This window comes from Actinophytocola sp. (assembly GCF_036378875.1).
Taxonomy (GTDB): domain Bacteria; phylum Actinomycetota; class Actinomycetes; order Mycobacteriales; family Pseudonocardiaceae; genus Actinophytocola.
Genome location: NZ_DASUVO010000045.1, coordinates 38237 through 56511, shown reverse-complemented (window position 1 = coordinate 56511; position 18275 = coordinate 38237). Strand labels below are relative to the sequence as shown.

Sequence of the window (18275 nt, the reverse complement as noted above, 5' to 3'; positions counted from 1 at the left end):
CGTTGCACTTGGCCTGCTTTCGACCCCGAGGTCGACACAGGGAGTGTCATGCCGTCATTCTGCCTTGTGAGGAAAGGTTTGTCGCATAACATCGGGTGCATGACCGGTGACCGCCCGAGTTGGGCCCCGACCTCGATCGACCTGGACCGGCCCAACGCCGCACGGGTCTACGACTACCTGCTGGGCGGCGCGGCGAACTTCGAACAGGACCGCGAGTTCGCCGAGCAACTCCTCCAGATGATGCCCCAGGCCCGCGCGGCCGCCCGGCTGAACCGCGCGTTCCTCCGGCGGGCGGTGCGGTTCTGCGTGTCGGCCGGCATCCAGCAGTTCCTGGACATCGGCTCGGGCATCCCCACGGCCGGCAACGTGCACGAGATCGCCCCGGACGCGCGAGTTCTGTACGTGGACAACGAACCGGTGGCCGTGACACACAGCGAACTACTGCTGGCCGACAACCCCCTGGCATCGGCCATGCTCGGCGACCTCACCAACCCGGACCCGATCCTCGCGTCCCCGGTGATCGACTTCTCCCAGCCGGTCGCGTTGCTGATGGTGGCCGTGCTGCACTTCATCCCCGACTCGGCCGGCCCCCGCGAGGCCGTGGCGCGGTACGTGTCGGCCCTGCCGCCGGGGAGTTTTGTGGTGCTGTCCCATGGCGCGGAGGCCCCCACGATCAAGGGCACCGAGCAGGTCGACCGGCTGTACGAGCGGTCGGCCAGCCCAGGCGTCCGCCGCACCCCCGAGGAGATCAAGGCCTTCTTCGCGGGCCTCGAACTCGTCGAGCCCGGTCTGGTGTGGACACCCGAGTGGCGCCCGGACTCCCCCGACGAGGTGGGCGACCACCCGGAGACCTCACTCGTGATGGCAGGAGTGGCCCGCAAGCCCTAGAGCCGCGAAGCGCACCCTGACCGGTGCCCTGAAAGACGCGATGGAGACGTTCAACGACATGAGCGCGTCTTTCGGGACATTGCCGTGGCGTGAACACGCCCTGCTCGCACGACTGCCGACCGACGTCGCCACCGCCCCGTGACCTCAGGCGGTTTCGGGGCGCGAAGCACCCCGAAACCGCCTGCGAGTCCACCGGGCCGCACCCCGAGCCACCAGGATCACCGGTGGATCTGGGCTCAAAATCCCGAAGGGCACCTTCGAGACAGGCCTCCTACCACTCCGGGCGCAGCGGCATGTGCGAGTTGGTGCCGTCCAGTTTCACTGCCAGTACCTGGTGCAGCTGGATGTTGTTGACCTCGAACCCGAGCCGCGAGCCGGCCATGTAGAGACGCCAGACGCGGGCCCTTTCCTCGCCCACCTCGTCGACGGCCTCCTCCCAGTGGGCGTCCAGGTTCGCGCACCATGCCGTCAGTGTCTTGGCGTAGTGCTCGCGCAGGTTCTCCTCGTGGCGCACCTCGAACCCGTTGTCGTGGATGGCCGAGAGGATGAACCCCGGGCCCAACAGCTCGCCGTCCGGGAACACGTACCGGTTGAAGAAACCCTTGACCCGCGACGGCCGCAGGTTGTCCGGTCGGGTGATGCAGTGGTTCAGCAGTCGCCCGCCCGGCCGGAGTTTGTCGTGTAGCGACCGCACGTACGACGGCAGCGCCGCCTCGCCGATGTGTTCTGTGAGGCCGATGGAGCTGACCGCGTCGAAGCCGGTTTCCGCGACGTCGCGGTAGTCGAGGTGGCGGACCTCGGCCAGGTCCGAGAGGCCGGTCTCGGCGATCGTCTTCTGCGCCCACTCCGCCTGCTTGCGGGAGAGCGTCACGCCCAGTGCGCGTACGCCGTAGTGCCGGGCGGCGTGCATCACCATGCCGCCCCACCCACAGCCGACGTCGAGCAGGCGCATGCCCTCACGCAGGCCCAGTTTGCGGGCCACCAGGTCGTGCTTTGTCCACTGTGCCTCTTCGAGTGTCGCCTCGGCGGTCGGGTACACGGCGCACGTGTACGCCATCGACGGGCCGAGCACCCACTCGTAGAACCGGTTGGACACGTCGTAGTGGTGTGCGATCGCCTCCTGGTCGCGGCGTTTCGAGTGCCGGCGACCACGCACCCGTGCCTCCACCGCGGGCTTCCCCACCGGCCACCACAGGCGGGCCGCGCCCAGCTGCAACGCCATTTTCGCGAGGACCTTCGGCGGGATCGGCTCCAGGTTGGACGCCGCCATGGCGCCCAGCGCGGTGTGCATGTCGCCGATGATGTCCAGTGCGCCACTCACATACGCTCTCGCGAGCCCCAGCTCACCGGGTGACGAGGCCAGATAGGACAGTGCCAGTGGTGAACGCAGGTCCAGCCGCACCGGCGCGCCAGGGTCGCCCGCCCTGCTGCCGTCGTAGGCGGTGAACTCCAGTTCAGCGGCATTCCCTACAGCGCTTGCGATGATGTCTGCCAGTCTCATGGTTCTCGCTCCTCCCCCGTTACTGGTTCCGAACGCACTTCGCGTACAGGTCGGGGAGCCGCCCGTCCGGGTCGTAGGTCTTCTTGAGCTTCCGGTAGCTCTCCCCGTCGTACGCCGCCCAGAACTCGTCCTCGTCGAAGTACGACGTGGAGTACAGCGACTTGTGTCCACCCAGTTCGGTGACCTTGTGCTCGATGCGCCGGTTGTACGTGCCGTCCACTTCGTCCGGTCCTAACGCGACGGTGGCCCAGAACCCGACGTTGACGTACAGGTGGTCCGGCTTGATCGGGTACAGCGGCCAACCCTCGCTGTCCCGCAACGACAGCGGGCACAGCCACACCGGGCTTATCCCGATCTCGTCGTTGAAGAAGTCGAGGAACGCGGGCAGCCGCTCGATCGGGATCTCCACGTCCTGGATCACCGGTTCGCTGGCCGGCTGGCGGCGCAGCCTCGCGAAGCGCGAGTAGAGCTGGTACCGCCGGTCCAACGCGATGATCTTTCGGTACACATCGGACCGTAGGTACCGCCTCGGCCACAGGCGGCGCACCACCGGGTGCTGCGCGCCGAGCGCCTTCGAACACCAGAACCAGTCGGTGTCCCAGCGCCACAGGTAGTCGCGAACCGTCAGTTGATCGGTCACCCGGTCGCGGATGGACCGGTAGAAGATCTGCTGCCCGGTGTAGTCGGACAGGTACGGCACGGTGTCGGTGTAGCTACCGAGTGTCAGGTACAACTCGTCCCGGCTGAACATCACCCCGTCGAGAAAGTCGACTTTTTCGTCCCGATAGGTCCTGTTCGCGCAGATTTCCTCGATGGCGCTAGCGCATGTCTCCGCGGACGGAAAACGAACATGGCGCAGGCGGACGAACGGGGTGACCGGCTCGAGTTCGATGCGCAGGCGCAATGCGTAGCCGAGCGTGCCGTAGGAGTTGGGGAAGCCGCGGAAAAGCGCCGCGTGCTCGTTGTCCGGCGTGGCCATGACGACCTCGCCGTCCGGTGTCAGGATGTCCATGTCCAGCACCGACTCGTGCGGCATGCCGTTGCGGAACGACGTCGACTCGATGCCGAGGCCGGCGACCGCGCCGCCGAGCGTGATGGTCTTCAACTGTGGGACGACATGCGGTATCAGGCCGTGCGGCAGTGTCGCGTCGACCAGGTTCTCGTACGTCGTCATGCCGCCGACGTCGGCCGTGCGGCCGTTCGGGTCGACGTCCAGGACACCCGTGAACGCACTGACGTCCACGCCCGCCCGGCCCGGCGGCTCACGGAAGCGGAACAGGTTCGAGGTCGGCTTCGCCAGCCGGACGGGCGCCCCGGCAGGACGGGCGGCGAGCGCCGTGCGGAGATCGGCCACGGCACGATCGTGGGCGATTCGTGCAGGTGAGCGGGTCACATCTCGATGTTAACCCCGATTCGCGTTCCCTACCCGCTGGTTTATGGCGACGTCCGGTACTCCTCGAAAAGCTCACGCACATAGGAGAGGAACAGCCCGCCCATGCCCAACACACCCTCGATCGGGTGAAGTTGGGCAAATCCGTAAGCCAGCTCGCAGCCCTTGTAGGACGGCGCCGACTCGCTCACGTCCGTGAACCAGTCGTAGAACGGGACCCGCGCCCAGGCCAGCTCGGGGTGGATGAACGGACCGTAGATCGCCAGCAGGTCCAGCGCGAACGGACGGTTCCGCAGCGCCCATCGGTACATTTCGGAGAACTGGTAGAACCGCCGCTCCGCCGCGGTGGCGGGGACGCCGTGCGCCTCCGCCATCGCGTTGCCGTACTCGGTGGACGCCTGTTCCGCCTCGCCCCACGCGCGGTCGTGCGCGGCTCGGGTCGTGAGCTGCCCGTTCGACAGGCGGGTGAGGTAGCTGGCCCACTTGAGCGAGCCGGGGTTGCCGCCCGTGTCCGCCGACCAACCGAGCGCGATGGCGATCCCGCGCTGGATGCCCTCCACGATCCCGGCATCCACATAGGACACCCAGGTGCCCGGCGCGCCGAGGCCGCGGTCGCGGAAGAACGTGATCACGCCCTCGATGTTGCGCCAGCGGTCGGTGGCGCCCAGCGTGGCCGCGGGACCGGACTGCATGTCCCGCACGAACGCCAGCCGCTCGGCCATGGTCATCTCGTTGATCTCCGCGGCCGAGCAGCCCAAAGTAGAGACGCAGGACGGCGCTGCCGCGACCGGAGTCGCCAGGCTGACGAGGAGCGCGGCGACCAGAACCAGGATCCTCATGACAGCCTCCCAGCCACCGGCAGCGTCACCGAGCTCTTGCCCGGGTTCACGGTCAGCTGTGTGCCGGGGAGCGGTCGGAGCGTGAACTGCATGTCGGTCGACACGATCACGAGCCCGATCCGGTGACCGGCCGGGAACACGTAGTCGTCCGGTTCGAGCGGCCACGTGAACGTGTACTCCCTGCCCTGCACGATCGGGGTACTGCGGTCGACGCCCTGGCGGTTCTGCACGTCGGTCCACCCTCGGGTGACCGCCGTCGCCGTACCGTCCGGGGCGTAGTCGACGAGCACGGCCGTCAGGTTCGCCGCGTACCGGTTGTCGACGGACGCCCGCAGCGACACCGTCGGCGTGCCGCTCAGGTGGGCGGGGCCGGCCAGCGGGGCCGACAGGTAGGCGAGCCGGTTCGGGTTCGCCGTGGTCGGGTTCGGCACGAGCGACACGTCGGTGTCCAGCGTCCGGCCAGAGTCCACGAAGGACTGACGGGGTCCACCGCCGGACCGTGCGAGGCCGCCAGGGTCGGTCGCGTTCGGCGACGACAGCTTCAGTGTGGTGTTCCTGCTGCCCGGCACCGGCCAGTCCGCGTACTTCTCGTAGGTGCCGTTCGGACGCTGGATGTCGGCCCTCGGCTCGCTCATGATCCCGTTGGCAACCCCGAACAACCAGTGGTCCATCCACCGGTTGAGGGTCCGCTGGTAGTCGGACGGCGCCGGGGGACCGCCGTGGCCGCCCTTGTGCAGCCAGATCTTGCGCGGCACGTTGTGGCGCTCGAGCTGTGCCCACCAGGACGCGTACGCCCTCGGCATCACGTTGTAGTCCTCGAGGCCGTGCACCACGAACACGCTTGCCTTGGCACCGCGGGCGCGGTGCAGGTAGTCCCGCTCGTGCCAGTAGGCGTTGTAGTCACCGGTGGTCCGATCGGCGTACTGCAACAGGGCATCGGTGATGTGCCGGCACTTGTCGACCCGGCCAGGCCCCTCGGTGAAGAACCCCAGCACGTCCAGATCCTCGCCCTGGAAGGAGTTCACGCCCTTGCCGGACACGTTCGAGTGCGGCGCGCGGACCAGACCGTTCGCCCGGTAGTAGTCGTACCAGCTCGCGATCGCCGAGGTCGGCACGATCGTGCGCAGGCCCTCGACGCCGGTCGTGGCGACCTGGTTCGGCAGCGTGCCGTTGTAGGACACGCCGACCATGCCGACGTCGCCGGTGGTCCAGTCCGCCGCGACGGGCTCGCCTGCCTCGTTCCACGCCTGCGCCCGCCCGTTCAGCCAGTCGATGACGGCCTTCGTGCCGAGCGTCTCCTTCATGTCGCCGACCGTGGGACAGCCGTCGGAGAACCCGGTGCCGGTCGACTCCCCCAGCACGACCGCGTACCCGCGCGGCACCCAGTAGTTGTCGAGCGAGCCGGGCAGGTCGGGCTGGGGCTTCGCCACCGCCGCGCCACTCGCGGCGAACGTCGTGTGCGGCTGGATGCCTTCCTGTGGCAGGACCGAGAAATCGACGTTGTGGTTCTCGCCGCCGCCGATGTTGTAGCGGTACGGGCTGTGCTCGAAGATCACGGGGACCTTGATGCCCAGGGATTCGGTCTCCCCCGGGCGGGACAACCTGACGCGGACGCGGTCGGCGACACCGTCGAGGTCGCTGTCAACCTCCGTCTGGACGAAAAGCGTTTCCTCCACGGCGTTTGCCAGATCGAACTGGGGCACGGACACCCCGTTCTCGACCTTCAGCCAGGACGGCGGCACCGGCCGACCCGGCTTCCCCGGCGTGGCCGCCGCTGGACTGACCACGACCAGCGATAACGCCGCTGTGAGCGTGAGCTGGACGAACCGACGGAACAGGCGCATCAGGCCTCCGTATGGCAGCAGGGCGAAAGCTAAGCCATATTACGGCCAAAACGAGCGTTAACGCAGGCCCAGCTCCCGCGCGATCAGCATCCGCTGCACCTCGCTCGTACCCTCGCCGATCTCCAGGATCTTCGCGTCGCGGTAGAAGCGGCCGACCGGGTACTCGTTCATGAACCCGTAACCGCCGAAGACCTGCGTCGCGTCGCGGGCGTTGTCCATGGCGGCGTTGGAACTCACGAGCTTCGCGATGGCGGCCTCCTTCTTGAACGGCTCACCACGCAGCATCTTCCCGGCCGCCGCGTAGTAGGCGAGGCGCGCGGTGTGCACGCGGGCCTCCATGTCCGCGATCGTGAACTGGATGGCCTGGTACTCGCCGATCGGACGACCGAACGCCGTCCGCTCGTGCGCGTACCGCACGCACTCGTCGACGCAGCCCTGCGCCAACCCGACCGAGAGCGCGGCGATCGCGATCCGCCCTTCGTCCAAAATGGACAGGAACTGGGCGTAGCCACGTCCCTGTTCGCCCAGCAGGTTCCCGACCGGCACCTTACAGTCCGCAAAGGACAGTTCGTGGGTGTCGGAGCAGACCCAGCCGACCTTGGAGTAGCTCTTCGACACCGAGAGGCCTGGCGTGCCGCTCGGCACGATGATCGCGGAGATCTCCTTGTGCCCGTTCGCCTTCCGGCCGGTGACGGCGGTCGCGGTGACGAGCCCGGTGATGCGGGTGCCCGAGTTCGTGATGAAGGCCTTCGACCCGTTGATGACCCACTCGCCGTCCCGCTCGACGGCCGTGGTCATCGTGGCGCCCGCGTCAGAGCCGCCGCCGGGTTCGGTCAACCCGAAGGCGCCGAGCATCGCACCGGAGCACAGCTTCGGCAGCCACTCCCGCTTCTGCTCCTCGGTGCCGAACCGGTAGATCGGCATGGCGCCGAGGGAAACCCCTGCCTCGAGAGTGATCGCGACCGACGAGTCGACCCTGGCCAGCTCCTCCAGCGTGACGCACACGGCGAGGAAGTCGCCGCCCATGCCGCCGTACTCCTCGGGGAACGGCAGGCCGAACAGGCCCATGCGGCCCATCTTCGCCACGATCTCGTACGGGAACTCGGCCTTCTCGTACAACTCGCCGATGACCGGCGCGACCTCCTCGTGCGCGAACTCCTCAACCGTCTTGCGTAGAGCCTCGTGCTCCTCCGACAGACGAAAATCGATCATGACTGCTCCTCGTGTGGGGTCACCACGGCAAGAGGTTGGTTCAGCGCGACCTGTTGGCCGGCGCGGACGTGTAGCTCGGTGACCACGCCGTTGACCGGCGCCGTCACGGTGTGCTCCATCTTCATGGCCTCGACCACGACCAGCGGCGCCCCGGCGGCGACCACGTCGCCCGCCGAGGCCTTGACCACCAGCACGGTGCCCGGCATGGGGCTGGTGACCGGACCACCACCCGCCGCGGTGGTCGCCGTGCTCTCCAGCAGGGAGTGCTCCTCGACCGCCCAGGTGTGGCCACGCGAGGCGAGCCAGAGTGTCTCGCCGCCTTGTGCGTACCGGAAGGAGGTGGTGCGGCCGCCGAACGTCACATCGAGCCAGTCGCCGTCGCGGCGAGCGGAAGCCCGCTTCGGGTCCGCCTCGCCGACGACCACGGAGGCGGCGGCCGGAGTACCGGTGACCCGCACGGTGACGTCGCGGTCGCCGCAGACCAACCGGAACGGGATGGCCGCCGGGCCACCGAGCCGCCAGCCGTTCGCGAGGTCCCACGGGTCGACCTTGTCTCCGGTGGGTCGTAGGTCGATCAGCTCGTTGAGCGCGGCCGCCGCGAACACCACGTCCGGCACCTTCGTGGACACCAGGTCGTCGAGCTTGCGTTCCACCAGCCCGGTGTCGAGCCGGCCGGCCTGTACGTCCACATCGGACAGAAGGGCACGCAGGAACGCCACGTTCGTGCGCAGGCCCAGCACCACGGTCTCGCCGAGTGCCGCCCGCACCCGCCGCAGCGCGGTCGCGCGGTCCGGGCCCCAGGCGATCACCTTGGCCAGCATGGGGTCGTAGTCCGAGCCGACGTCGGTACCGACGCTCAGCGCGGAGTCGATGCGGACGTGTTCGCCCGCCGGTTCGGTGAGCGCCAGCACCTTCCCGCCGGTGGGCAGGAAGCCGCGAGCCGGGTCCTCCGCGTAGACGCGCGCCTCGACCGCGTGCCCCCCGAGCCGCAGATCCGGTTGCGCCACATCGAGCGGCAGCCCAGCCGCCACCCGAACCTGTTCGGCCACCAGGTCGATCCCCGTCACCATCTCGGTCACCGGGTGCTCGACCTGGAGCCGGGTGTTCATCTCCATGAAGAAGAACTCGTCCGGCCGGTCCGTCGACACGATGAACTCGACGGTACCCGCACCGGTGTAGCCGACCGACCTGGCCGCGTCGACGGCCGCCGCGCCCATGTGGGCACGGGTGTCGGCGTCGAGCAGCGGTGACGGCGCCTCCTCGATGATCTTCTGGTGCCGGCGCTGCAGGCTGCACTCGCGCTCGCCGAGGTGGATGACGTTGCCGTGCGTGTCGGCCAGTACCTGGATCTCGATGTGTCGTGGGCTGGTGACGAACCGTTCGATCAGCAGCGTGTCGTCGCCGAACGCGCCCCTTGCCTCCCGGCGCGCGGACTCCAGCGCGGCCGGCAGGTCCGCCGGGTCGTCGACCAGGCGCATGCCCTTGCCGCCACCGCCGGCGGACGGCTTGACCAGCACCGGGTAACCGACCTCGGCCGCGGCGGCCACGAGGTCCTCGTCGGTCATGCCGATTTCGGTCCGGCCAGGCACCACGGGTACGCCTGCCGCGCTCACGGTCTGCTTCGCGCGGATCTTGTCGCCCATGGCCTCGATCGCGTCCGGCGGCGGGCCGATGAACACGATGCCCGCGTCCGCGCAGGCCCGCGCGAACGCCGCGTTCTCCGCGAGGAAACCGTAACCCGGGTGCACGGCCTCCGCGCCGGTCTCCCGCGCCGCGGCGATGATGTCCGCAATGGACAGATAGCTGCCGACCCGCACCGCGTCGTCGGACTCGGCGACGTGCCGGGCGCCCGCGTCGGCGGCGGTGAACACCGCGATCGAGCGGATCCCCAGATGGGACAACGTGTCGCGGATCCGGAGGGCGATCTCGCCCCGGTTGGCGACCAACACAGACCCGAACATGCTCACATCCTGAAGACGCCGTAGCGGACCGGTTCGAGCGGGGAATTGGCAGCGGCGGACAACCCCAGCCCGAGGACCATCCTGGTGTCCAGCGGGTCGATCACGCCGTCGTCCCACAGCCGCGCGGTCGAGTAGTACGGGTGCCCCTGGTCCTCGTACTGTGCGCGGATCGGCGCCTTGAACGCCTCCTCGTCCTCGCTGGACCAGTCCTCGCCTCGGGCTTCGAACTGGTCGCGGCGCACGGTCGCGAGCACGGAGGCCGCCTGCTCGCCGCCCATCACGGAAATCCGCGCGTTGGGCCACATCCACAGGAACCGGGGCTCGTACGCCCTGCCACACATGGAGTAGTTGCCCGCGCCGAACGAGCCGCCGATGATCACAGTGAACTTCGGCACCCGCGCGCACGCCACCGCGGTCACCATCTTCGCGCCGTGCTTGGCGATCCCGGACGTCTCGTAGTCCCGGCCCACCATGAACCCGGTGATGTTCTGCAGGAACACCAACGGGATGCTTCGTTGGTCGCACAGCTCGATGAAGTGCGCGCCCTTGACCGCGGACTCACCGAACAGCACGCCGTTGTTGGCGATGATGCCGACCGGGTGCCCGTGGATACGGGCGAACCCGGTGACGAGCGTGGTGCCGTACTCCTTCTTGAACTCCCGGAACCGGCTGGCGTCGACGACGCGCGCGATCACTTCCCGGACGTCGTAGGGGGTTCGGGAGTCGGTGGGCACCACCCCGTACAGCTCGGTTGGGTCGACCACGGGTGCCTCGGTCGCCGCGACGTCCCACGGCCGCGGCGAGCGCGGACCGAGCGTGGACACGATGGACCGGACGATCCGCAACGCGTGCCCGTCGTCCTTGGCGAGGTGGTCGGTCACGCCGGACTGTCGCGAGTGGACGTCCCCACCACCCAACTCCTCGGCGGTGACGATCTCGCCGGTCGCGGCCTTCACCAGCGGCGGCCCGCCGAGGAAGATCGTGCCCTGGTTCTTCACGATCACGGCCTCGTCGCTCATGGCCGGGACGTACGCGCCGCCTGCCGTGCAGGAGCCAAGCACGGCGGCGATCTGCGGGATGCCCCGGGCGGACATGGTGGCCTGGTTGAAGAAGATGCGGCCGAAGTGCTCGCGGTCGGGGAACACGTCGTCCTGCCTTGGCAGGAACGCGCCGCCGGAGTCGACCAGGTACACGCACGGCAGGTTGTTGTGCAGCGCGACGTCCTGCGCGCGGAGGTGCTTCTTGACCGTGATCGGGTAGTAGGTGCCGCCCTTGACGGTCGCGTCGTTGGCGACGATCACGCATTCGCGGCCGGACACGCGGCCGACGCCGGTGATGATGCCGGCGGCGGGCGCCTCGTCGTCGTACATGCCGGTCGCGGCGAGGGGCGACAGTTCGAGGAAGGGCGAGCCGGGGTCGACCAGTGACTCCACGCGGTCGCGGGGCAGCAGCTTGCCACGGTCGAGGTGGCGCTGCCTGGCCCGTTCACCGCCACCGCGCTGGGCGGTGGCGGTGCGGGCACGCAGGTCGTCGACGAGCGTGGTGTGCTCTTTCACGTACCGCTGGTACGCGGGGTCGCTCGGGTCGGCGCCGCTCCGCAGGACGGGTGCGTCCATCATCGATATCCGCTCACGTTAGCCATCGTTAACATGGCCAATGTTAGCGCTGGTTAACGCACCCGTCCACTTTCAGGCTGCCGCCTCCAGGATGGCGTAGTAACCACTGCGCTGACCAGCCGAGTTCGGGTGGTACGACTCGTCCACCGGCCAGGTGAGGCTGTTGATCCAGCGGGTGCCGGACGCACAGATCTCATGGCCGGTGAACGCGGGACGCCCGTCGAGGAAGGTGAACCCGAAGGCCGCCGCGCGACCCGATATCACCTGGGCGAGGACGTCCGACGACTGGTTGATCGCCGCCCGCTTGGTTTCGCTCAGGCCGACCGAGCAGCTGCCGTTCAGCTGGTAGATGTGCGGGTAGCCGAGCACGACCACCCGCGCGTTGGGTGCGCGGTTGCGGATCTGGGTGTAGACCGCGTCCAGCCGGCCGGGCAGCGTGTTGCGCGCGTAGGTCTGCGCCTGCTGGTTGCGCTGCACGCAGGCGGAGTCCGAGCCGAGGTTGCAGTCGGTCATGACGTCGGCGAAGCCGGCGTCGTTGCCACCGACGGAGATGGTGACCAGGGCGGTGTCCGAGGTGAGCGCGGAGACCTGACCGGCGGTCACGTCCGTGGTTTCCGCCCCCGAACAGGCGACGAAGGCGAAGGCCGACGGAGCGTTGGCGTTCGCCCACAACTGTGGGTAGGAGTTCGCGCTGCGCTTGCAGCTACCGCTGCTGCCGTAGCTCCCGGCGCCCGTACCGGACGCGTAGGAGTCACCGAGCGCAACGTACTTCCCGGCCAGAACGACGGGATCAGCCGCCGCTGGCACGGCCGCGACAACCGCGGCGGCCGACGTGAGGAGGGTGATGGCAATAGAACGGAGACGCATTGGTACCTCCGCTGCAGGGATTCCAACACCAACATCATTACCAGTGAGTAACCAACTAGTGAACCGTGCCGTTAGTGGTTCACGGTTACCAGTTACACCAGGACTCCGCGTGTCCAACCGAACGGACCCGCGAGTTCGACGAATTGGCTGTACGCGTTTGTTGAACTCACCGGTCTGTCATGTTGGACTCGCGGATCCCGAGCGTTGGACTCGCGCGTTAGCGGGCGTAAACACGATCGGTACCATGGCGCGATGGGTAGCCGCCGTGAGCAGATCCTCGCCGCTGCCGCGGAACTCTTCGCGCGGCACGGGTTCCACGGGGTCGGCATCGACGAGATCGGGGCCGCGGTCGGCGTGTCCGGGCCCGCGCTCTACCGGCACTTCCGCAGCAAGGACGCGATGCTGGGCGAGATGCTGACCTCCATCAGCGAGGTGCTGCTCACCGGCGGGCTCGAACGGCGGGAACGCACAGAGGACCCCGCGAAGCTGCTCAGCGAGCTGGTCGCGTTCCAGGTGGACTTCGCGCTCGACAACCCCGCGCTGATCACCGTGCAGGAACGCAACCTCGGCAACCTGACCGAACCGGACCGCCGCAAGGTGCGCGCGCTGCAGCGGCGCTACGTCGAGGTGTGGGTGCAGGCCATCCACGACAGCACGCCGGGGGTCGACGAGCCGACCGCGCGGGCCGCCGCGCACGCCGCCTTCGGCCTGATCAACTCGACCCCGCACAGCCGCTACCTCGGCCGCGACGGCATGGCGACCGTACTGAAGGACATGGCGATCGGCGCCCTGTCCAGCGCCTCCGGTGAGGCCAAGAGCGACGGCGATTCCTCGGCCACCTGAAGCCTCCGGTCGTCGTGGTCCATCCGGGTGACCGGTCGACACGGCCTCCCAACGTCTCGGTAGTGTTTCGTTTAACAATCAATTCAGACCAAGAGGTGGATGGTGTCGCAGCAGACCAACTGGGTACCTACCTCGGTTGACCTCGAAAAACCCAGCTCCGCCAGAGCGTATGACTACGTGCTCGGCGGCAACCACAACTTCGCGGTGGACCGCGAGTTCGTGAAGCAGGTGCAGGCGGTCTACCCGGAGTCCAAGTACTTCGCGATCATGAACCGCGCCTACCTGCGCCGGGTCGTGCTGTACCTGCTGGACCAGGGCATCCGCCAGTTCCTGGACCTCGGCTCCGGCATCCCCACGGTCGGCAACGTCCACGAGGTCGCCCAGGCCGTCGACCCGTCCGCCCGCGTGGTCTACGTCGACATCGAGCACGTCGCGGTGGCGCACAGCCAGCTGCTGCTCGAGGGCAACCCCAACGCGGAGATGGTCCACGCCGACATCACCAAGCCGGGCCTGGTGCTGAGCGACCCGGCCACCAAGGAGCTGCTCGACTTCACCAAGCCGGTCGGCGTCCTGGGGATCACGATCGGGCACTACATCCTCGAGGACGCGGACAAGGTCTTCGCCGCCTACCGCGACGCCGTCCCGTCCGGCAGCTACCTCGCGCTGTCCCACCTCACCGACGACTTCGTCGAGATGGACGAGATCACCTCGGCCATGGGGCGGACGCAGAACTCCCTCAAGCCCAGGACGAAGGCCGAGATCCTCGAGTTCTTCGGCGACTGGGAGCTCGTCGAGCCGGGCCTGGTCACCACGTCGCAGTGGCGGCCGGACCGCGACAACGACCCGAAGGAGGTCGCCGAGCAGCGCGACGGTCTGTACGCAGGAGTCGCCCGCAAGAGGTAACCGCGATCGGGTGGGTCGGGTAGCGGCCACGCTGCCCGCCCCGACCATGATCACCTCTGAGCACACTCCGAGACGGACCTGAGGCCATGGCCGAACCAGGCGTGATCCTTCCCCCCGTGCACCGGCGGGAGGAGCTGGCGCGTACCTGGACCCGGTCGGCCACCTCCGCGGCCTACATCCCGCGCGCGGCGGACGAGATCGAGGAGCTGCTGCTCGAGCTCGTCGACGAGCTGCTGAAGATCCTCGGCGCGGAGCCGTTGTCGATCTCCGCGGGTCAGCGGATCGGCCACCGGCTCGTCCACGAGGGCTTCATCGATCCCACGGCCCTCACGGCCACGGTCACCTCGCTGTCCGAGGGGCTGCTCGCCGACCTGCCACCCACGCCAGACAACATGCTGGCCAAGCGCACGATGGCACTGCTGGGCGCGGTGTCCGCAGGCTACGCGGACGGGCTTCGCGCCTACACCCTCACCCAGCAGGAAGAGGTCAAGCAGGCGCTGTTCAACGCGGTCCTGCGGGCCGAACACAACCTGCGCGGTACGGAGAACCGGTTCCGCGAGGTGTTCGCCTCCTCCGCGACCGGCATCGCGATCACGAACCTCGACGGCATGTGCCTCGAGGCCAACCCGGCGCTCGCCGGCATCCTCGGTGTGAAGCAGGACCGGCTGCCCGGCAGTGTGCTGACCGAGATGTTCCGCGACGAGGCCGGCGGCGACGTGATAGCGCCCTACCGTCGCATCCTCGCCGGCAAGCAGGAACGGGTGCACGAACACCGCAGGCTGCGCCTGGAGGACGGCGAGGTCGCGTGGGTCCTGTTCGCGATCTCGCTGCTGCGGGACGGCGCCGGCGCACCGGCGTACTTCGTCACGATGGCCCAGGACGTCACCGAGCTGCACCTGCTGCAGGACCGGCTCGGCCACCAACTGCTGTACGACGCGTTGACCGGCCTCGCGAACCGGCAGGCGTTCCACACCAGGTTGGAGAGTGCGCTGGAACGTGCCGTCCCACATGGGTCGATCACGCTGTGCTGTCTCAACCTGGACGCGTTCTCGCTGGTGAACAACAGCTTCGGCCACTCGGTCGGCGACCGTCTACTCCAGACGGTCGGGCGCCGGCTGGAGGCCGTGACCGCCGACGAGACCGCGCTGGTGGCCCGTCTGGGCGGCGACGAGTTCGCCGTGCTCATCGAGGACTCGCCGACCACCCCGGACATCGGCGAGCTCATCGGCACGCTCACCGCAGAGCTCGAGGATCCCGAGTACATCGACGGCGTGGGTGTCGCGGTCGGCGCTAGCGTCGGCGCGGTACGAAGACAGGCGACGGGCGAGGAGACCGCGGTCGAACTGTTCCGTGCCGCCGACACCGCGCTCCGCAAGGCGAAAGCGACCGGTCGACGGCAGTGGGCCGGGTTCCACGAAGCGGAGGACCGGGCCGCGGTCGAACTGGACCGGTTGGCCGCCTCCCTGCCCGCTGCCTGGGAAAACGGTGACCTGAGCATCGGGTTCGAGCCGGTCGTCCGGCTCTCCGACCGCAAACACGTTGGCGCGCGGGCGGTTCTGTCGTGGTCGGAGACCGACCACGCCACCACCCTGCGGCTCGCGGAGCGCACCGGCTGGTCCGTCCATGTCGGACCGTTGTTGCTGCTCGAGGCGTGCCAGCGGTTCGCCGATATGGACGGCGTGTTGCGGGTTCAGTTGACCCGCAACCAGTCCGGTGACGCCGACCTCGTGCGGGCCGTGCGCCGGGCGCTCATGAAGAGCGGGCTCGCCGCGTACCGGCTGGAAGTGTCGCTCGATGTCGGCGCGCTGCTCGACGAGTTCGGGGACTCGCGGGACAACCTGGAGGTGCTCGGTGACATCGGTGTCCAGGTCGGTCTGTGCGGGGTGACGGGCGGACCGCTGGACTTCGGGCTGGTGAGCGACACGGGGGTGCGGTCGGTGACGCTGTCCCCCGCGTTGGGTGCGGGGAGTCCGGTGCTGGCAGGGGAAACCGCGCGCACGGTGGAGGTGTTCGGCTCGTTCGGCGCGACCACCTCGGTGCTCGACGTTCCGTCGGCTGAGTCAGCCGATTGGTGGTCCTCGATCGGGGTAGCCACGGGGCAGGGTGGAGTTTTCGGTTCCTGCTGATCCCGCTGGGCACGTTCGTGATGGAAGATGTTGTGGTGGAACCTGAGTTTTCGCGTGTCGTCCGTGCTGCCAGCGCGGCACTCGCCGCCATGCAGGCGGGTGTCGAGGAACCGGACGTGCCGGCCGAGGACGCGAGAGACGTGATGCTGCTGCTGTTCCACGAGAGCAGTGGGATGGTGTCGGCGCTCGGCAGCGGCGGGACCGCACCGGTGAAGATGCAGGTCTTCGACAACGCCGGCAACGAGGTGCCGATCGACGAGGCCGATCCCCCGGTGCGCACCGCGGTGCGGGTGCTGTTGGCGGAGGTGCACGGTGACAGCGAGGCGGCCCGTGCGCACATCGAGATCGCGCTGGCGTCGGCCGCTCCTGAGGAGATGGACACGCTGATGGTCCAGGCGCTTCGCTGGACGATGCGCCTGTCCGACGAGTGCCGCACCCGGGGACTCCCGGTCGCGGACTGGATCACCGCCGCCCTGGACTAGGTTTCCGTGCCCCACTTCTGGCCCAGCGCGTAGCGGGTGCCGTCCGGATCGGAGAACATGGACCACCAGCCGAAGAACTGCTTCGTAGGTGGTTCCGGGCTGTGTTGAACTTGGTCGCTACGCGAAGGAACCCGGCCGCCTCCTTCCCGCGTCGCGGGCTCGTCGCTCGTTCCTCGCTCCGCAGCCCGCTCCTTGGTCAGTCCGGCGGAGGGTTCCTTCGCTACGCTCCCGGCACGCCTTTCGCGGTCAGTTCCCGGTATGTCGTTTCCACGTCGTCGGTGTAGAAGAACACGTTCGAGTGCGGGATGCCCTCGCGAACGTCCGGGTGTGTCCAACCCGGCTCCCGCTTGCTCAGCACCAACTTCGTCGCCCCGTCCGGACTGAGCACCGAGAGCCAGCGCTCCTCGCCGTACGGGGTGTCCTCGGCGAGCGTGAAACCGAGTGTGTCCACCCAGAACCGCTTCGCCGCCTCCTGGTCCTCGACGTAGAGGACCACCTGGTTCACGCCACGGATCATGCCGAGGCCCCTACTTGACGGCATCAGGTTTGTAATGCAAATCTATGTGCATTGCAATCGCATTGGGGGTACGAATGACCAACGCCGCCATCGTCCCGGCTGGGGGTCGAGACGATGTCTGACACCACCGCTCTGCTCGCCGACCTGCGCAAGCTCCGCACGCGTGCTCGCATGGACCGGCAGGCACACGCCTTCCCGCTGTTCCTGTTCGGCGCACTGATCCTGCTGGCCCCGGTCTGCTACGCCAGCTACGACCCGTGGACCGAACTCGAGCTCGTGCCGAACGACCGAGGGCCGTTTCCCCAGTTCACACCGGGCATCCTGCTGAAATACCCCGAGCTTGTCGGCTGGTACTGGGCGCTGACGATCGTCGGCGGACTCTGGCTCACCGGTTGGTGGTACCGACACCGGGCGCGCAGGCACGGCGTGGAGACCGACACCCGGATGCCCACCGCCGCCACCGTCGCCGCACTGCTGGGGTTCCTCGTGTGGGGCCCCTTGTTCTCGACGCTGCTGGAAGCAGGGTTCGACGACTTCGACGGGAGCTACTCGACGCCGGCCGTCAACCTGCCGATCCTGTTCGCCGCCGCCGCGCTCGCGGTGGCCGCCGGGCTGTGGAGCGGTCGGCGCACCGGGTGGTCCCGCACCGCGGGCGTGGCCGTCGCGGCGTTCTTCGCCGCGGTCGCGTTCGGCGCGCTCGGCGTCTACTTCAGCCACGGCTACGCGGCGTTGGTGATCATCGCCGCCGCCTTGCTCGCGCTGGCGTGGGTGGAGCGCAGCGCGCTGCTCACCGTGACCGGGGTGCTGTTCACGGGCGTCGCGCTGTTGGTCAACCTGTACAACGTGGAGAACGTCTTCTACCGGCTCGGCTGGGACTCCGGCTCGGACCAGCAGGTCGTCGCGGTGCAGTCGCTGCTGCCGGCCGGGATCGTCCTGGTCGTCGGTGGCGTGGTCGCGGTGGTCAGGCAGCGGCGATGAGCGACCACCCGACCAACGGGCTGAGCGACGTCGTCCACCAGCGACACCGGCTCGGCATCCTGACCATCGCCGCCGAGTCGAAGCGGGTCGAGTTCTCCTACCTCAAGGAGGCGCTGGAGCTCACCGGCGGCAACCTGTCCCGCCATCTGACCGTGCTGGTCGACGCGGGTCTGCTCGACATGGAGAAGGGCTACGACGGCAAGCGCCCCAAGACGTGGGTGAGCATCACCCACGTCGGCCGGCAGGCACTCGCCGAGGAGATCGCCGCCCTGCGTGCGCTGGTCGCCCGCCACTCCGGCTGACACCAT

The 18275-nt window shown here is 68.4% G+C and carries 16 protein-coding genes; 7 read left to right on the top strand and 9 right to left on the bottom strand.

Annotated elements, in window-relative coordinates; translation table 11 throughout:
- Nucleotides 1-99 precede the first annotated feature (99 nt).
- The gene (locus VF106_RS11860; protein ID WP_330839697.1) at nucleotides 100-888 is read left to right on the top strand and encodes an SAM-dependent methyltransferase; all 789 of its coding nucleotides are present in this window, start codon (nucleotides 100-102) and stop codon (nucleotides 886-888) included.
- 271 nt (nucleotides 889-1159) lie between these two features.
- Here the strand turns inward: VF106_RS11860 and VF106_RS11855 are convergent, their stop codons facing one another.
- The 8 genes from VF106_RS11855 to VF106_RS11820 all read right to left on the bottom strand — a co-directional run bounded on the left by VF106_RS11855 (nucleotide 1160) and on the right by VF106_RS11820 (nucleotide 12118).
- On the bottom strand, nucleotides 1160-2389 hold the full coding sequence (locus tag VF106_RS11855) for a class I SAM-dependent methyltransferase (RefSeq protein WP_330839696.1): 1230 nt from the start codon (nucleotides 2387-2389) through the stop codon (nucleotides 1160-1162).
- A gap of 19 nt (nucleotides 2390-2408) precedes the next feature.
- Nucleotides 2409-3743: an FAD-binding oxidoreductase gene (locus tag VF106_RS11850; protein ID WP_330839695.1), complete on the bottom strand. Its 1335-nt coding sequence runs from the start codon at nucleotides 3741-3743 to the stop codon at nucleotides 2409-2411.
- An 80-nt stretch (nucleotides 3744-3823) separates the two neighbouring features.
- Complete coding sequence (locus VF106_RS11845) at nucleotides 3824-4618, bottom strand: hypothetical protein (RefSeq protein WP_330839694.1); 795 nt, start codon at nucleotides 4616-4618, stop codon at nucleotides 3824-3826.
- Nucleotides 4615-6462, bottom strand: coding sequence for a Xaa-Pro dipeptidyl-peptidase (locus tag VF106_RS11840; protein WP_330839693.1), 1848 nt, complete (start codon nucleotides 6460-6462; stop codon nucleotides 4615-4617). The genes VF106_RS11845 and VF106_RS11840 overlap by 4 nt, the downstream gene beginning before the upstream one ends.
- Nucleotides 6463-6519: 57 nt before the next feature.
- Nucleotides 6520-7674, bottom strand: a complete 1155-nt coding sequence (locus VF106_RS11835) for an acyl-CoA dehydrogenase family protein (RefSeq protein ID WP_330839692.1) — start codon at nucleotides 7672-7674, stop codon at nucleotides 6520-6522.
- Nucleotides 7671-9635: an ATP-binding protein gene (locus VF106_RS11830; protein WP_330839691.1), complete on the bottom strand. Its 1965-nt coding sequence runs from the start codon at nucleotides 9633-9635 to the stop codon at nucleotides 7671-7673. The genes VF106_RS11835 and VF106_RS11830 overlap by 4 nt, the downstream gene beginning before the upstream one ends.
- 2 nt (nucleotides 9636-9637) lie before the next feature.
- Nucleotides 9638-11251, bottom strand: coding sequence for a carboxyl transferase domain-containing protein (locus VF106_RS11825; RefSeq protein ID WP_330839690.1), 1614 nt, complete (start codon nucleotides 11249-11251; stop codon nucleotides 9638-9640).
- 72 nt (nucleotides 11252-11323) lie between these two features.
- Nucleotides 11324-12118, bottom strand: coding sequence for an SGNH/GDSL hydrolase family protein (locus tag VF106_RS11820; protein ID WP_330839689.1), 795 nt, complete (start codon nucleotides 12116-12118; stop codon nucleotides 11324-11326).
- A gap of 252 nt (nucleotides 12119-12370) precedes the next feature.
- Here VF106_RS11820 and VF106_RS11815 point away from each other — a divergent pair, with 252 nt between their 5' ends.
- The 4 genes from VF106_RS11815 to VF106_RS11800 all read left to right on the top strand — a co-directional run bounded on the left by VF106_RS11815 (nucleotide 12371) and on the right by VF106_RS11800 (nucleotide 16472).
- A complete protein-coding gene (locus VF106_RS11815) occupies nucleotides 12371-12961 on the top strand; it encodes an SACE_7040 family transcriptional regulator (RefSeq protein WP_330839688.1) in 591 nt (196 codons plus the stop codon).
- 102 nt (nucleotides 12962-13063) lie between these two features.
- A complete protein-coding gene (locus VF106_RS11810) occupies nucleotides 13064-13864 on the top strand; it encodes an SAM-dependent methyltransferase (protein WP_414638936.1) in 801 nt (266 codons plus the stop codon).
- Between the two features lie 86 nt (nucleotides 13865-13950).
- Entirely contained in the window at nucleotides 13951-15990 is a 2040-nt protein-coding gene (locus VF106_RS11805) for a diguanylate cyclase domain-containing protein (protein ID WP_330839686.1), read from the top strand.
- Between the two features lie 89 nt (nucleotides 15991-16079).
- On the top strand, nucleotides 16080-16472 hold the full coding sequence (locus VF106_RS11800; protein ID WP_330839814.1) for a hypothetical protein: 393 nt from the start codon (nucleotides 16080-16082) through the stop codon (nucleotides 16470-16472).
- Between the two features lie 220 nt (nucleotides 16473-16692).
- Here the strand turns inward: VF106_RS11800 and VF106_RS11795 are convergent, their stop codons facing one another.
- The gene (locus tag VF106_RS11795; protein WP_330839685.1) at nucleotides 16693-16977 is read right to left on the bottom strand and encodes a VOC family protein; all 285 of its coding nucleotides are present in this window, start codon (nucleotides 16975-16977) and stop codon (nucleotides 16693-16695) included.
- Nucleotides 16978-17103: 126 nt separating this feature from the next.
- Between VF106_RS11795 and VF106_RS11790 the strand changes: the two genes are divergently transcribed.
- Nucleotides 17104-17967, top strand: a complete 864-nt coding sequence (locus VF106_RS11790; RefSeq protein ID WP_330839684.1) for a hypothetical protein — start codon at nucleotides 17104-17106, stop codon at nucleotides 17965-17967.
- Nucleotides 17964-18269 carry a transcriptional regulator gene (locus VF106_RS11785; protein WP_330839683.1) on the top strand — a complete coding sequence of 102 codons (306 nt, stop codon included), beginning with the start codon at nucleotides 17964-17966 and terminating at the stop codon, nucleotides 18267-18269. Before VF106_RS11790 ends, VF106_RS11785 begins: the two co-directional genes overlap by 4 nt.
- The last annotated feature ends 6 nt before the right edge of the window (nucleotides 18270-18275 follow it).

Bases quoted from the DNA above. Each gene is read 5' to 3' on its own strand.
- VF106_RS11860 (WP_330839697.1), top strand. From the start codon at position 100: ATGACCGGTGACCGCCCGAGTTGGGCCCCGACCTCGATCGACCTGGAC.
- VF106_RS11855 (WP_330839696.1), bottom strand. From the start codon at position 2,389: ATGAGACTGGCAGACATCATCGCAAGCGCTGTAGGGAATGCCGCTGAA.
- VF106_RS11845 (WP_330839694.1), bottom strand. From the start codon at position 4,618: ATGAGGATCCTGGTTCTGGTCGCCGCGCTCCTCGTCAGCCTGGCGACT.
- VF106_RS11840 (WP_330839693.1), bottom strand. From the start codon at position 6,462: ATGCGCCTGTTCCGTCGGTTCGTCCAGCTCACGCTCACAGCGGCGTTA.
- VF106_RS11835 (WP_330839692.1), bottom strand. From the start codon at position 7,674: ATGATCGATTTTCGTCTGTCGGAGGAGCACGAGGCTCTACGCAAGACG.
- VF106_RS11830 (WP_330839691.1), bottom strand. From the start codon at position 9,635: ATGTTCGGGTCTGTGTTGGTCGCCAACCGGGGCGAGATCGCCCTCCGG.
- VF106_RS11825 (WP_330839690.1), bottom strand. From the start codon at position 11,251: ATGGACGCACCCGTCCTGCGGAGCGGCGCCGACCCGAGCGACCCCGCG.
- VF106_RS11820 (WP_330839689.1), bottom strand. From the start codon at position 12,118: ATGCGTCTCCGTTCTATTGCCATCACCCTCCTCACGTCGGCCGCCGCG.
- VF106_RS11815 (WP_330839688.1), top strand. From the start codon at position 12,371: ATGGGTAGCCGCCGTGAGCAGATCCTCGCCGCTGCCGCGGAACTCTTC.
- VF106_RS11805 (WP_330839686.1), top strand. From the start codon at position 13,951: ATGGCCGAACCAGGCGTGATCCTTCCCCCCGTGCACCGGCGGGAGGAG.
- VF106_RS11800 (WP_330839814.1), top strand. From the start codon at position 16,080: ATGCAGGCGGGTGTCGAGGAACCGGACGTGCCGGCCGAGGACGCGAGA.
- VF106_RS11790 (WP_330839684.1), top strand. From the start codon at position 17,104: ATGTCTGACACCACCGCTCTGCTCGCCGACCTGCGCAAGCTCCGCACG.
- VF106_RS11785 (WP_330839683.1), top strand. From the start codon at position 17,964: ATGAGCGACCACCCGACCAACGGGCTGAGCGACGTCGTCCACCAGCGA.